The sequence below is a fragment of the Stenotrophomonas sp. WHRI 8082 genome (genome assembly GCF_040223995.2).
Lineage (GTDB): Bacteria > Pseudomonadota > Gammaproteobacteria > Xanthomonadales > Xanthomonadaceae > Stenotrophomonas.
Window position 1 is genome coordinate 532,270 of sequence record NZ_CP167826.1, and the last position, 13,155, is coordinate 545,424.

General features: G+C 65.9%; 14 protein-coding genes. 2 read left to right on the forward strand and 12 right to left on the reverse strand.

Translation table 11 applies throughout. The features are described from left to right. Positions 1–15: 15 nt before the first annotated feature. Together ABRP17_RS02340 and surE are read right to left on the reverse strand one after the other, a co-directional pair. Complete coding sequence (locus ABRP17_RS02340) at positions 16–693, reverse strand: protein-L-isoaspartate(D-aspartate) O-methyltransferase (protein WP_188324420.1); 678 nt, start codon at positions 691–693, stop codon at positions 16–18. After that, complete coding sequence (surE, locus tag ABRP17_RS02345; protein WP_349986760.1) at positions 690–1,469, reverse strand: 5'/3'-nucleotidase SurE; 780 nt, start codon at positions 1,467–1,469, stop codon at positions 690–692. The genes ABRP17_RS02340 and surE overlap by 4 nt, the downstream gene beginning before the upstream one ends. Before the next feature lie 199 nt (positions 1,470–1,668). Here surE and ABRP17_RS02350 point away from each other — a divergent pair, with 199 nt between their 5' ends. Continuing rightward, on the forward strand, positions 1,669–2,205 hold the full coding sequence (locus ABRP17_RS02350; RefSeq protein WP_188324421.1) for a Smr/MutS family protein: 537 nt from the start codon (positions 1,669–1,671) through the stop codon (positions 2,203–2,205). Positions 2,206–2,345: 140 nt separating this feature from the next. Here the strand turns inward: ABRP17_RS02350 and truD are convergent, their stop codons facing one another. The 9 genes from truD to ABRP17_RS02395 all read right to left on the reverse strand — a co-directional run bounded on the left by truD (position 2,346) and on the right by ABRP17_RS02395 (position 9,877). Then, positions 2,346–3,365 (reverse strand): tRNA pseudouridine(13) synthase TruD, encoded by a 1,020-nt coding sequence (gene truD, locus ABRP17_RS02355; protein WP_192093819.1) that lies wholly within the window; start codon positions 3,363–3,365, stop codon positions 2,346–2,348. Next, positions 3,362–3,859, reverse strand: coding sequence for a 2-C-methyl-D-erythritol 2,4-cyclodiphosphate synthase (gene ispF / locus ABRP17_RS02360; protein WP_188324423.1), 498 nt, complete (start codon positions 3,857–3,859; stop codon positions 3,362–3,364). Before ispF ends, truD begins: the two co-directional genes overlap by 4 nt. A gap of 34 nt (positions 3,860–3,893) precedes the next feature. Then, positions 3,894–4,592: a 2-C-methyl-D-erythritol 4-phosphate cytidylyltransferase gene (ispD, locus tag ABRP17_RS02365; protein ID WP_188324424.1), complete on the reverse strand. Its 699-nt coding sequence runs from the start codon at positions 4,590–4,592 to the stop codon at positions 3,894–3,896. Beyond that, the gene (ftsB, locus tag ABRP17_RS02370) at positions 4,589–4,936 is read right to left on the reverse strand and encodes a cell division protein FtsB (protein WP_188324425.1); all 348 of its coding nucleotides are present in this window, start codon (positions 4,934–4,936) and stop codon (positions 4,589–4,591) included. Before ftsB ends, ispD begins: the two co-directional genes overlap by 4 nt. Before the next feature lie 4 nt (positions 4,937–4,940). Next, the gene (gene eno, locus ABRP17_RS02375) at positions 4,941–6,233 is read right to left on the reverse strand and encodes a phosphopyruvate hydratase (RefSeq protein WP_188324426.1); all 1,293 of its coding nucleotides are present in this window, start codon (positions 6,231–6,233) and stop codon (positions 4,941–4,943) included. A gap of 124 nt (positions 6,234–6,357) precedes the next feature. Beyond that, positions 6,358–6,714 carry a hypothetical protein gene (locus tag ABRP17_RS02380; RefSeq protein WP_349986473.1) on the reverse strand — a complete coding sequence of 119 codons (357 nt, stop codon included), beginning with the start codon at positions 6,712–6,714 and terminating at the stop codon, positions 6,358–6,360. Next, positions 6,711–7,541: a 3-deoxy-8-phosphooctulonate synthase gene (kdsA, locus tag ABRP17_RS02385; RefSeq protein WP_188324428.1), complete on the reverse strand. Its 831-nt coding sequence runs from the start codon at positions 7,539–7,541 to the stop codon at positions 6,711–6,713. Before kdsA ends, ABRP17_RS02380 begins: the two co-directional genes overlap by 4 nt. A gap of 93 nt (positions 7,542–7,634) precedes the next feature. Then, positions 7,635–9,299 carry a CTP synthase gene (locus ABRP17_RS02390; protein WP_188324429.1) on the reverse strand — a complete coding sequence of 555 codons (1,665 nt, stop codon included), beginning with the start codon at positions 9,297–9,299 and terminating at the stop codon, positions 7,635–7,637. 353 nt (positions 9,300–9,652) lie between these two features. After that, the gene (locus ABRP17_RS02395; RefSeq protein WP_188324430.1) at positions 9,653–9,877 is read right to left on the reverse strand and encodes a hypothetical protein; all 225 of its coding nucleotides are present in this window, start codon (positions 9,875–9,877) and stop codon (positions 9,653–9,655) included. Positions 9,878–10,041: 164 nt separating this feature from the next. Between ABRP17_RS02395 and parE the strand changes: the two genes are divergently transcribed. Further along, positions 10,042–11,931, forward strand: a complete 1,890-nt coding sequence (gene parE, locus ABRP17_RS02400; RefSeq protein WP_188324431.1) for a DNA topoisomerase IV subunit B — start codon at positions 10,042–10,044, stop codon at positions 11,929–11,931. Positions 11,932–12,031: 100 nt separating this feature from the next. Here the strand turns inward: parE and ABRP17_RS02405 are convergent, their stop codons facing one another. After that, complete coding sequence (locus ABRP17_RS02405; protein ID WP_188324432.1) at positions 12,032–13,153, reverse strand: inorganic phosphate transporter; 1,122 nt, start codon at positions 13,151–13,153, stop codon at positions 12,032–12,034. Positions 13,154–13,155: the final 2 nt, after the last annotated feature.

Sequence of the window (13,155 nt, forward strand, 5' to 3'; positions counted from 1 at the left end):
CCTGCTCCGTGAAATTCAGTCAAGCATGCCAGACAGCAACGGGACGAAGGTGACCGGCGCCAACACGGACTGCGTGATGCTGCCATCCTCCAGCCGGTCCAACTGCACCAGCGACTGCGCGCCCGGGCCGCCGACCGGCGCGACCAAGCGGCCACCGACCGCCAGCTGCTCCACCAGCGCGTCGACCAACGCAGGCGCTGCAGCAGTCACCACGATCGCATCGTACGGGCCATGCTCCGGCCAGCCCACGCGGCCGTCATCGTGCTTGGTACGGATGTTCATCGCCAGCGAACGGAAGCGCTTGCGCGCCTGGCGCAGCAGGTCGCCGATCCGCTCCACGGTAAACACCTCCAGGCCTACGGCACCGAGCACAGCCGCCTGATACCCAGAACCGGTGCCGACTTCCAGCACATTCTTCGGTGCGACCTGCAGCACCGCCTCGGTCATCCGCGCCACGACCCACGGCTGCGAAATGGTCTGCCCATGGCCGATCGGCAGCGCCGTATCTTCATAGGCACGCGAAGCCAGCGCTTCGTCGATGAAAAGGTGGCGCGGCACGACGCGGATGGCGTTGAGGGTGGCCTCGTCCACGATGCCCGCCTCACGCAGACGCTCGACGAGTCGGTCACGCACCCGCTGGGAGGTCATGCCGATGCCGACGGCTTCCGGCTGCAGGCGCAGGCGCTGGCTCATGCCGGTCGGCCCAGCGCGGCAGTCAGCCCACCTACCCAGCTGGCAACGTTCTCCAGCGCCTGGTAACGGGTCAGGTCGACCTGGATCGGCGTGATGGAGATGAAGCCGGTACGTAACGCATGGAAATCGGTGCCGGGACCGGAATCCTGTTCACGACCGGCCGGTCCGATCCAGTACACCGTGTTGCCGCGCGGATCTTTCTGCGCGATGCAGCCTTCGGCGCGATGGCGGTTGCCCAGACGCGTGACCTCGAATCCCTTCACTTCGTCCCAGGGCAGGTCGGGCACGTTGACGTTGAGAATGGTGTCGGCCGGCAACGGATCGGCCTTCAACTGCGCGACGATCTCCACTGCCGCTCGCGCCGCCGTCTCGAAATGCTTCGGCTCATGGTTGCGGCTCACCAGTGACACCGCGACCGCGGGCAGGCCCAGGTGGCGGCCCTCCATCGCGGCGGACACGGTGCCGGAATAAATCACGTCGTCGCCCAGGTTGGCCACGTTGTTGATGCCGGAAACCACCATGTCCGGCTCGTTGTCCAGCAGGCCGGTTAGCGCCAAGTGCACGCAATCGGTAGGCGTACCGGCGACCGAGACGGTGGAGGGGTCCAGGCGCTTCACGCGGATCGGCAGGTCCAGCGTCAGCGAATTGCTGGCACCGGAGCGATCACGGTCGGGCGCCACCACGGTGACCTCATGGCCCGCTTCGCGCAGGACAGACGCCAGCATGCCGATACCGGGGGCGTCGACGCCGTCATCGTTGCTGACCAGGACCCGCATCTGCGTTTTAACCACTTGATCGTTCAAGACTTCTGCTTCCATCACTGCTGACATGGACATGTCGCGGCGCTCCCCCCGGCGCATGCCGCAACCTCGCAAGTGCGTTCTGTATTGTGCCGCAAGCCGCCCCCATGGCCTACCCTGCCATGGGTCATTGGACAGCGCTCATGGCCGGGGCCGCATGCGGTAATCTGTGAGCATGTCGCATCCGCATGACGAAGATCCTGCCGAACTGTTCCGCTCGGCCATCGGCGAGATCACGCCGCTGCGCAAGGTCAGCGAGCCGGCTCCGGCCGCGCCGAAGCCGCGCCCGCGTGCGCGCATGGCCGAACGCGACGATCAGGAAGCACTGGGGGAGTTCGCCCGCCTGCTGCGGGCAGGGCCGCCGCTGGATGCCGGCGACGCGCTGAGCTACCGCCGTGACAACCTGCCCCCGCGCATGTTCCAACGATTGAAGAAAGGCCAGTACTCGGTACAGGACGAGCTGGACCTGCACGGCGCCACGGCCGCCCAGGCCGAAACCCTGCTGCGCCAGTTCCTGCTGGAAGCGCACGCCCACGACCACGGCTGCGTCCGGATCATCCACGGCAAGGGCCTGCAGGCCGACGGCGGCGCCCCGGTGCTGAAGAACCTGGTCGACCGGCACCTGCGGCTGCGCAACGACATCCTCGCCTTCCACTCGGCCCCCGCCGGCCAAGGCGGCACCGGCGCGGTGCTGGTACTGCTGGCGCGGTAGAGCAAAAAAAGGGGACGGAGGGGATTAAGTCGCTCAAAAAGGGGACGGAGGGGGTTAAGTCGCATTTGGCCCACGCGTGGGCCAAATGCGACTTAACCCCCTCCGTCCCCTTTTTACTTAATCCCCTCCGTCCCCTTTTTTCAGCTGACGGGGCCGAGTTCCTGCAGGACGGCCGTCGCGTAGCAGCCCGGCGGCAGGGCGAAGCTGAGCTCCAGCACGCCTTCTTCCAGCCACTGGTGCTGCAGCAATGCCGGACGCAGGCGCAGGGCGCGGCGCTCGTGCTTCAGTCCTTCCGCTTCCAGCCCTGCGCGCAGCGCCAGCGACTCCTCGTCGCTGATCGCGGCCAGTTCGAGTTCGCGTGCGGCATCGGTGCTGCGCAGTTCGCCGGCACCCCACAACGGGCCGCTGGGATGGATGTCGAAACGCGCCAGGCGCTCGGCCAGCACGTCGGTCCAGGCTTCCGGGCCGAACACGCTGCGGCTGCCGTCCAGCATCCACACTTCGCCGTCCAGCGGCTGATCCCAGCTGCCCTGCTCCACGCGCGCGGCCAGCACGCGGTTGAACAGCGCCGAGCGGGCAGCCGACAGCAGCAGTGAGCGCTGGTCCTTGCGCATGCGGCGGCCACCGAACATCGCCAGCGCCGCCGGTACGTTGCCACCGTCACGGCCGAACCGCTGCTCACCGAACCAGTTGGGAATGCCGCGCACGGCAATCTGCTGCAGCCGTTCGTCGATGGCCTGCGGATCGCCGTCCACCTCGCGCAGCACCAGCTTGAAGCGGTTGCCCGCCAGTGCCCCACGCTGCAACTTGCGGTTGTGCCAGGTCGACGACACGACCTCTACTTCGTCGCTGGCCAGCAGCGCCAGGTCGGGGGCCACGCGCTTGGGCAGGTGCACGCTGAAACGCTGCGTGGTCACCGCATGGCGGTCCTTCATCCCGGCGAAGCTCACTGCCATTTCCGGCAGTCCCGCCCATTTCGCCAGCAGCGTGGCCACGTGCACGGTATTGGCACCGCGCTTGCGGATCTCGAGCAGCAGGTGTTCGCCCTCGCCGGTCGGCTCGAAGGCAGGCAGCTCGTCTACCTGGAAATCTTCCGGCGTGGTGCGGATGCGGGCGTTGGAAAACAGCGGCGCACCGAAGGCCAGCGGCAACGGAATCATGCCGCCACCAGCAGTACGATGGCCTGGGCGGCAATGCCTTCGCTGCGACCGGTGAACCCCAGCTTCTCCGAGGTGGTTGCCTTGATGCTCACTGCATCCAGCGGCAGTTGCAGCAGTTCGGCGATGCGCTCGCGCATGGCCATCGCATGCGGCCCGACCTTCGGGCGCTCGCAGATCACGGTGATGTCGGTGTTGCCGACCTGCCAACCACGCGAGCGCAGCAGCGCATCGCAGTGGATGACGAAATCACGGCTGTCGGCATCCTTCCAGCGCTCGTCGCTGGGTGGGAAATGCTGGCCGATGTCGCCCAGCGCCAGGGCACCCAGCATGGCATCACAGAGCGCGTGCAGGATGACGTCGCCGTCGCTGTGTGCGAGCACGCCGGCACTGTGCGGCACGCGCACGCCCCCCAGCATGATGTGGTCGCCCTCGCCGAAGGCATGGACGTCGTAACCCTGGCCGATGCGGACAGGCGGGAAAGGAAGGGTGGTCATGGGTGATGCCTTTGCAATGCCACGCGCGGCTGGATCAGCCGGCGCGACGGGAGAGTACGAATTCGAAGCGGTCCAGGTCGGACGGCGTAGTGACCTTGAAATTGTCCTCGCTGCCTTCCACCAGCAGCGGGCGCTGGCCTTGGCGCTCCATGGCCATGGCATCGTCGGTGACCTCGACCCCGGCAGCGGCGGCCTCGGCCAGCGCGCGGCTGAGCTGATGGCGGCGGAACAGCTGCGGCGTCAATGCACGCCATAACCGTGCACGCGGCTCGGTGCCATCGATGCCACCGTCATCGCCTGCACGCTTCAGCGTGTCGCGGACCGGTGCGGCCAGGATCGCGCCCACCGGATCGGCCCGCCCTACTTCCAACAAGCGGCTGAGGTCGACCAGTGCCAGGTTCGGTCGCGCCGCATCGTGCACCAGCACGAACTCATCGGCACGCACGCTGTCCGGCAGGGCCTGCAGACCCGCCAGCACGGAGTCCGCGCGGGTAGCGCCGCCAACGCAGGTCAACACCGGCTTGCCCGCCCATTCGGTCCAGCCTGGCCAGTCGACATCATCCTGGCTGATGACCACCATCGCGCCGGCCACGGCCGGGTGCACCAGCAAGGCGTCCAGCGTGTGCGCGATCACCCTCTGCCCGCCAGCCTCGAGGTACTGCTTGGGCAGGGCAGCGCCGAAGCGCGCACCCCGACCGGCGGCAGGCACCACCACCCAGATCGCCGCGCTCATGGCACGTCCGCCGGGTGCTCGACTACGGGTACTGCGGCAGGCGCCCGCACCGGGGCCACCGGCGCATCTTCCACCACGCGGTAGAACTTCTCGCCGGGCTTGATCATGCCCAGCTCGCTGCGCGCGCGCTCTTCGATGGCGGCCTGGCCGTCCTTGAGGTCCTGCACTTCCGCAGCCAGCGCATCATTGCGCTGCTGCAGACCGTCGTTATCGCGGTTCTGGTGCTCGACCTGGGCCTCCAGGGTCATCACTTCCCCTGAATTGCCCGGGCCGAACCAGAAGCGGTACTGCAACCATGCCAGCAGCAGGGCCAACGCCAACAGCACCCACCGCCAGTTGCGCATGGGATCAGCGCTTCAGCGAAACGAAAGCGTCGCGACCGGCATAGCGCGCACCGGCACCCAGCGCTTCTTCGATGCGCAGCAGCTGGTTGTACTTGGCCACGCGGTCGCTGCGGCACAACGAACCCGTCTTGATCTGGGTCGCCGTGGTAGCGACGGCGATGTCGGCGATGGTGGTGTCTTCGGTCTCACCGGAACGGTGCGACACGATGGCGGCATAGCCGGCACGGTCGGCCATGGCGATCGCTTCGAGCGTTTCGCTCAGCGTGCCGATCTGGTTGACCTTGATCAGGATGGCGTTGGCGGTGCCCGAATCGATGCCTTCCTTGAAGATGCGCGGATTGGTCACGAACAGATCGTCGCCCACCAGCTGCACGGTCTTGCCGATGCGGTCGGTGAGCAGCTTCCAGCCTGCCCAATCGTTCTCCGCCAGACCGTCTTCGATGGTGATGATCGGGTACTGCGCGGCCCAGTCGGCCAGGAAGTCGACGAACTGATCCGAGGTCAGGCGCTTGTTCTCGCCCACCAGGTTGTACTTGCCGTTCTCGTAGAACTCGCTGGACGCCACGTCCAGGCCGAGCAGGATGTCTTCACCGGCGGTGTAGCCGGCCTTGCCGATCGCTTCGAGGATGGTGTCGAGCGCTTCGACGTTGCTGCGGAAGTCCGGCGCGAAACCGCCTTCGTCGCCGACCGCCGTGCTCAGACCATGGCCCTTCAGCACCGACTTCAGCGAATGGAAGATTTCCGTACCGGCACGCAGGCTTTCGGAGAACGAGGTGAAGCCAACCGGCAGCACCATGAACTCCTGGAAGTCCACGTTGTTGTCCGCGTGCGCGCCGCCGTTGATGATGTTCATCATCGGCACCGGCAACGACGGGGTGACGCCGGTCTTGCCGGCCAGGTACTGCCACAGCGCCTGCTTGTTGGAAGCAGCGGCGGCATGCGCGGCGGCCATGGAAACACCCAGCAGCGCGTTGGCGCCCAGGCGGCCCTTGTTCTCGGTTCCGTCCAGATCGATCAGGCGGCGGTCGAGGCCTTCCTGGTCGGCGGCATCGAAACCGGTCAGCGCGCCAGCGATCGCGCCGTTGATGTTCTCCACGGCCTTGCGCACGCCCTTGCCCAGGTAGCGGGTCTTGTCGCCGTCACGCAGCTCCACCGCTTCCTTGGTGCCGGTCGAGGCGCCGGAGGGCACGGCGGCACGACCGAACGAACCGTCCTCCAGGATGACGTCGGCTTCCAGCGTGGGGTTGCCACGGCTGTCGAGGATTTCACGGGCGTGGATGCTGCGGATCGTACTCATGGGCTGGCCGGTTACCTGTTTGTAGAGGGATGCGACAAAAACGAATGCCGCGTGATTATCCCCGCACACCGGTCAGATGCCAAATCGGCGCGCAGGGCACCGGTGACGCCACCCCGCGCAGCGTTCAGGGCAGCAGCGCAGGCAACGCCAGGCAGGCCACCAGCAGCGTCAGCAACGCAAGCGCTGCGGCACCACCTGCTGGCCGTTGCGGCAAGCGCAGCGAAAGCACGCTGGCGATCAGGCAACCGATCACCACCAACCCGCCAAACGCCACGGTGATGAACAGGGGAACGCGGGTGGCGCGCATGGCATGGTCGCCGTCGCCGGGCATGCCGACGCTGGCCGCCACCAGGAATGCCAGCGCGAACAGGCAGATCCAGGCCGCAATGGACAGCGCCAACGCCGTCCAGCCCCAGGGCCACTGGCGCCAGTGCCGCCGCTGGCGGCGCGCATCCAGCGCCGCCCACGGGTCCTGACTCATGCGAAGCGCGAGAACCCGTGCTTCTTGGTCACGGCATCGAGCTCCATCAGGGTTTCAAGCAGTTCTTCCATGCGGTCCAGCGGCCAGGCGTTCGGGCCGTCGGACAATGCCTTGGACGGGTCCGGGTGGGTCTCGGCGAACAGCCCCGACACGCCCACCGCGACCGCGGCACGCGACAGCACCGGCACGAACTCGCGCTGGCCACCGGAGCTGTTGCCCTGCCCGCCCGGCAGCTGCACCGAATGGGTGGCATCGAACACCACCGGACAGCCGGTATCGCGCATCACCGACAGCGAGCGCATGTCGCTGACCAGGTTGTTGTAACCAAAGCTGGCGCCGCGCTCACAGACCATGATCTGCTCGTTGCCGGTCGCCTTGGCCTTCTCCACCACCGGCTTCATGTCCCAAGGGGACAGGAACTGACCCTTCTTGATGTTCACCGGCTTGCCAGCGGCGCAGACCTTGGTGATGAAGTCGGTCTGCCGGACCAGGAAGGCCGGGGTCTGCAGCACATCGACCACCGAGGCCACTTCGTCCATCGGGGTGTATTCGTGCACGTCGGTCAGCACCGGCACGCCGATCTGCTTCTTCACCTCGGCCAGCACCTTCAGGCCTTCTTCCAGGCCCGGGCCACGGAAGGACGTGCCGGAGGTACGGTTGGCCTTGTCGAAGCTCGACTTGAAGATGAAGTTGACGCCCATCCGCCCGGTGATTTCCTTCAGACGGCCGGCAACGTCGAGCTGCAGCTGCATCGACTCGATCACGCAGGGGCCGGCGATCAGGAACAGGGGCTGGTCCAGCCCGACCTCGAATCCACACAGTTTCATGGCATTTCCTTGGTAGTTGCGCGGTGCCGACAGGGCCGGCAGGCAGCAGGGTTTTCAGTGCCGAAGATGGGGGCGGCTCGCCCCCGCTGCAAGTCAGGCGTTTGCTTCGGCCAGCGGCTGGCCACCGGCCTTGCGCTCTCGCGCGGCCCGGATGAAACCGATGAACAACGGGTGCCCCGCACGCGGCGTGGACAGGAATTCCGGGTGCGCCTGGCAGGCCAGGAACCACGGATGTGCACTGCGCGGCAGCTCGACCACTTCCACCAGCGTGTCGTCCATCGACTTGCCGGCGATCACCAGGCCGGCGTCTTCCAGCTGGGTACGGTAGCGGTTGTTGAACTCGTAGCGGTGGCGATGACGCTCGGACACTACGTCCTGCCCATACAGCTCGCGGGCCAGGGTGCCCGGCTTCAGGCGCTGCTCCTGCAGGCCCAGGCGCATCGTGCCCCCCAGGTCGCTCTTGTCGTCGCGCTTTTCAACGTCGCCGGTGGCGGTACGCCATTCGGTGATGAGGCCGATCACCGGGTTCGGCGACTGGCGGTCATTCTCAGTGCTGTTGGCCCCTTCCAGGCCGACCACGTGGCGTGCGTAATCCACCACCGCAGCCTGCATGCCGTAGCAGATGCCGAAGTACGGCACCTTGTGCTCGCGGGCGTATTGCGAGGTCAGCACCTTGCCTTCGAAGCCGCGGTCGCCGAAGCCACCCGGCACCAGGATGCCGTCGACATCGGCCAGCGCGGACATGTCGCTGCCTTCCAGCTCCTGTGCTTCCAGCCACTTCAGGGTGACCTTGGTGCGCTGGCGCAGGCCACCGTGCTTGAGCGCTTCGCCAACGGATTTGTACGCGTCCTGATGGTCGACGTACTTGCCGACCACGGCGATGGTGACCGCATCGAGCGGGTTCAGCGTGGCATCCACCGCGTCTTCCCACATCGACAGATCCACCGGACCGACTTTGTCGGCCAGCTTGAACTGGTTGACCACGATGTCGTCCAGGCCCTGCGCATGCAGGCCCATCGGGATGCTGTACAGCACGTCCACGTCCGGCACGCTGATCACCGCGCGCTCGGAGACGTTGGTGAACTGGGCGATCTTGCGACGCTCCGAATCCGGCACTGCCTGCTCGGAACGGCACAGCAGCACATCCGGCTGGATGCCGATCGAGCGCAGTTCCTTCACCGAATGCTGGGTCGGCTTGGTCTTCAGCTCACCGGCAGCACTGATGTAGGGCACCAGGGTGAGGTGCATGAACAAGGCTTTTTCCGGGCCGCGCTCGGTGCGCACCTGGCGGATTGCTTCCAGGAACGGCAACGACTCGATGTCGCCGACCGTGCCACCGATCTCCACCAGTGCCACGTCGAAGCCTTCGGTCGCTTCATCGATGCAGCGACGGATCTCGTCGGTGATGTGCGGGATGACCTGCACGGTGGCGCCAAGGTAGTCGCCGCGACGCTCCTTGCGGATCACGTTCTCGTAGATGCGGCCGGTGGTGACCGAGTTCTTGCGGCTCAGGCGCGTGCGCACGAAGCGCTCGTAATGGCCCAGATCCAGGTCGGTCTCGGCGCCGTCATCGGTGACGTACACCTCGCCGTGCTGGAACGGGCTCATGGTGCCCGGGTCGACGTTGATGTACGGGTCGAGCTTCATCATCGTGACCTTCAGGCCACGCGCCTCGAGGATGGCGGCCAGTGACGCGGCGGCAATGCCTTTGCCGAGCGAGGACACCACGCCGCCGGTTACGAAAATCAAGGGAGTCATGGCTGCAAGCATCCTGTATTGAATTGGAAAACGGCCGCACTCCCCTGTCCCGAGGGGCAGGGGGTGGGCTGGAAGGGGGTTTTCCGGTTCGCTGGAGCAGCGAGGGAGTGGGCGGTGCGATGACCATCGTGCGAGGTCAGCTTGGCCGTGCCGGTCATGGAGACCGTCACCTGCGCCCAGCCTTGCTGGCCGCCATGCATGGCCTTGCCAGTCCAATCGCTGATGGTGGACACGCACTACTCCCGGAAAGCGATAGTTTACAGATTGAAGCGCCCAAGCCCAAGGGGGCGCCGTCAACCGGCCAAAAAGAAAGCCCCGGCAATGCCGGGGCCTGGTTACCGAAACAGCGGACGTCAGCGCTTCTTGCGCGCCTCTTCCTCTTCTTCCTCGCGCGGCGGCGTCTGCTGGCCCTTGGCCTTCAGTTCCGCGTTGGCCTGCGCACGGCGCTTGGCCTTGGCGTCCGCCTCGGCCTGCGCGGCGTTGGCCTGATCACCCTGCGGCGGTGCGTTCTGCGCCATTGCCAGTGGCACGGCGACCACGGCAGCAGCGATGACAGCGATGGTAAGCAGCTTCTTCATGGAGTCCTCCTCGCGGTATCGACCCGGAAACGGGGGGTGCTGGCGTCCTTTTCCCAGCTGTGGCCATTTTAGCGCCCCGCCGGCCCTGCCAGATGAACCGCAGGCGTGCAAAATACCCGCCCAGACCGCACACTTGCGCGTCGCTCCAACGCTTTGAAATATAGATGAACGCCCGCTATAACGCCGCCGATATCGAAGTCCTGTCCGGCCTTGACCCCGTCAAGCGCCGCCCCGGCATGTACACCGACACCACCCGCCCGAACCACCTGGCGCAGGAAGTGATCGACAACTCGGTGGACGAAGCGCTGGCCGGCCACGCCCGTTCCATCGAGATCACCTTGTACAAGGACGGCAGCGTGGAGGTCAGCGATGACGGCCGCGGCATGCCCGTGGACATCCACCCGGAAGAAAAGATTCCGGGCGTGGAGCTGATCCTGACCCGCCTGCATGCCGGCGGCAAATTCAACAACAACAATTACACCTTCTCCGGCGGCCTGCATGGCGTGGGCGTGAGCGTGGTGAATGCGCTGTCCACCCTGGTGGAGCTGCACATCAAGCGCGAAGGCGCCGAGCACCGCATCACCTTCCGCAACGGCGACCTGGCCTCGCCGCTGGAAGTAGTGGGCAGCGTGGGCAAGAAGAACACCGGCACGCGCCTGCGCTTCTGGCCGGACCCGAAGTACTTCGACACCCCCAAGTTCGCCGTACGTGCCCTCAAGCACCTGCTCCGCGCCAAGGCGGTGCTGTGCCCGGGCCTGACCGTGAAGCTGACCGACGAGGCGACCGGTGAGGTCGATACCTGGCATTACGAAGATGGCCTCCGCGATTATCTGAAGGTCGAGCTCGGCGAGCGCGAAATGCTGCCGACCAACCTGTTCGTCGGCCACGTCAAGAAAGAGAACGAGATCGCCGACTGGGCCGTTGCCTGGATGCCGGAGGGCGAGCTGGTCCAGGAAAGCTACGTCAACCTGATCCCGACCGCCCAGCACGGCACCCATGTCAACGGCCTGCGCACCGGCCTGACCGAAGCCCTGCGCGAGTTCTGCGACTTCCGCAACCTGCTGCCGCGTGGCGTCAAGCTGGCACCGGAAGACGTGTGGGACCGCGTGGCTTTCGTGCTTTCGGTGAAGATGACCGACCCGCAGTTCAGTGGCCAGACCAAGGAACGCCTGTCCTCGCGCCAGGCCGCCGGTTTCGTCGAGGGCGCCGCCCACGACGCCTTCAGCCTGCTGCTCAACCAGAACGTGGAGATGGGCGAGCGGATTGCGCAGCTGGCCATCGAGCGCGCCAGCGCCCGCCTGAAGACGGAAAAGCTGGTGGTCCGCAAGAAGGTCACCCAGGGCCCTGCCCTGCCCGGCAAACTGGCGGACTGCATCAGCCAGGACCTGTCCCGCACCGAGCTGTTCCTGGTGGAGGGTGACTCCGCAGGCGGCAGCGCCAAGCAGGCGCGTGACAAGGATTTCCAGGCGATCATGCCGCTGCGCGGCAAGATCCTGAACACCTGGGAAGTGTCGTCCAACAGCGTGCTGGCGTCGGAAGAAGTACACAACCTGGCCATCGCGATCGGCTGTGACCCGGGCAAGGACGACATCAGCGGCCTGCGCTACGGCAAGGTGGTGATCCTGGCCGACGCCGATTCCGACGGCCTGCACATTGCGACCCTGCTTACGGCGCTGTTCCTGAAGCACTTCCCGGCGCTGGTCGATGCCGGCCACGTGTTCGTGGCGATGCCGCCGTTGTTCCGCATCGACGTGGGCAAGCAGGTGTTCTACGCGCTGGATGAAGAAGAAAAGCGCACCATGCTGGACAAGATCGAGCGCGAGAAGATCAAGGGCGCGATCAGTGTCACCCGCTTCAAGGGCCTGGGCGAGATGAACCCGCCGCAGCTGCGCGAATCGACCATCCATCCCGATACACGCCGCTTGGTGCAGCTGACCATCGACGACGGCGAGATGACCCATTCGCTGATGGACATGCTGCTGGCGAAGAAGCGGGCATCGGACCGGAAGGGGTGGTTGGAGACCAAGGGCGACCTGGCGTCGCTGGAAGCCTGAACAAAAACGCCGGCCTCGAGGGCCGGCGTTTTTTTGTGCCGCGGTGGACCCGGTAGCGCCGAGCCATGCTCGGCGGTTTCCATCAGCGAGGTACCAGCCGTCAGGCCCAGCCGATCATCTCGAACAGCTTGAGGATCAGGTAGGCGCAACCGCCTGCAGCGGGGATGGTCAGGATCCATGCCCACACGATGCGCTCGATCACGCCCAGGCGCAGCGAACGCGGGTTCTTGGCAAAACCCACGCCCATGATCGCGGTGGAGATGCTGTGCGTGGTCGACACCGGCATGCCGAAGTGCGCGGCCACCGTCAGCACCGTTGCCGAGCTGGTTTCCGCCGCAAAGCCATGGATCGGGTGCAGCTTGACCATCTTGTGGCCCAGCGTCTTGATGATCTTCCAGCCGCCCGACGCCGTACCGGCCGCCATCACCACCGCACACGTCAACACGATCCACATCGCGATGCCGTCGCCGGCACTCGCGTCAGGGTGCATGAACGCCAGGAAGGACGGCAGGTCGTTCAAGGCGCCCGTGGCTTCGGCACCGATCAAGGTCATCGCGATGATGCCCATGGTCTTCTGCGCATCGTTGTGGCCGTGGGCGAAGCCCATGTAGGCCGCCGAGACGATCTGCGCCTTGCCGAAGAACATGTTGACGAAACGCGGACGCGCCAGGCGACCGATCGCACCCCCGACCTTGGCCAGGGCCGCAATCAGCGCCCACAGCAGCAGCATCACCAGGATGCCGAGCAGGAAACCCGCCACCGGCGAGGTGATCATCGGCACGAAGACCTTCCACAGCAGGCCCTTGTTCTGCGCCCAGCTGCCGAGCCGTTCCGACCAGATCAGCGCATCCCAGTTGTTCTGCGCGGCCGCAAGGCCTGCACCACACAGACCGCCGATCAGCGCGTGGGACGACGAGGAAGGCAGCCCCTTCCACCACGTGATCAGATTCCAGATGATGCCGCCCAGCAGCGCGCACAGGATCACCTGCGGCGTCACGTCGACCACGTTGGTGTTGAGCAGGCCCGAGGCGATGGTCAGCGCGACGGCGGTGCCGGTGAGCGCGCCGATGAGGTTCATGAAGGCGGCCATCATCACTGCCCAGCCCGGGGACAGCACTTTGGTCGCCACCACGGTGGCAATCGAGTTCGCCGTATCGTGGAAGCCGTTGATGAACTCGAAGACGAGAGCGGTGAAGATCACCACCAGGACAAGGGTCAGCATCC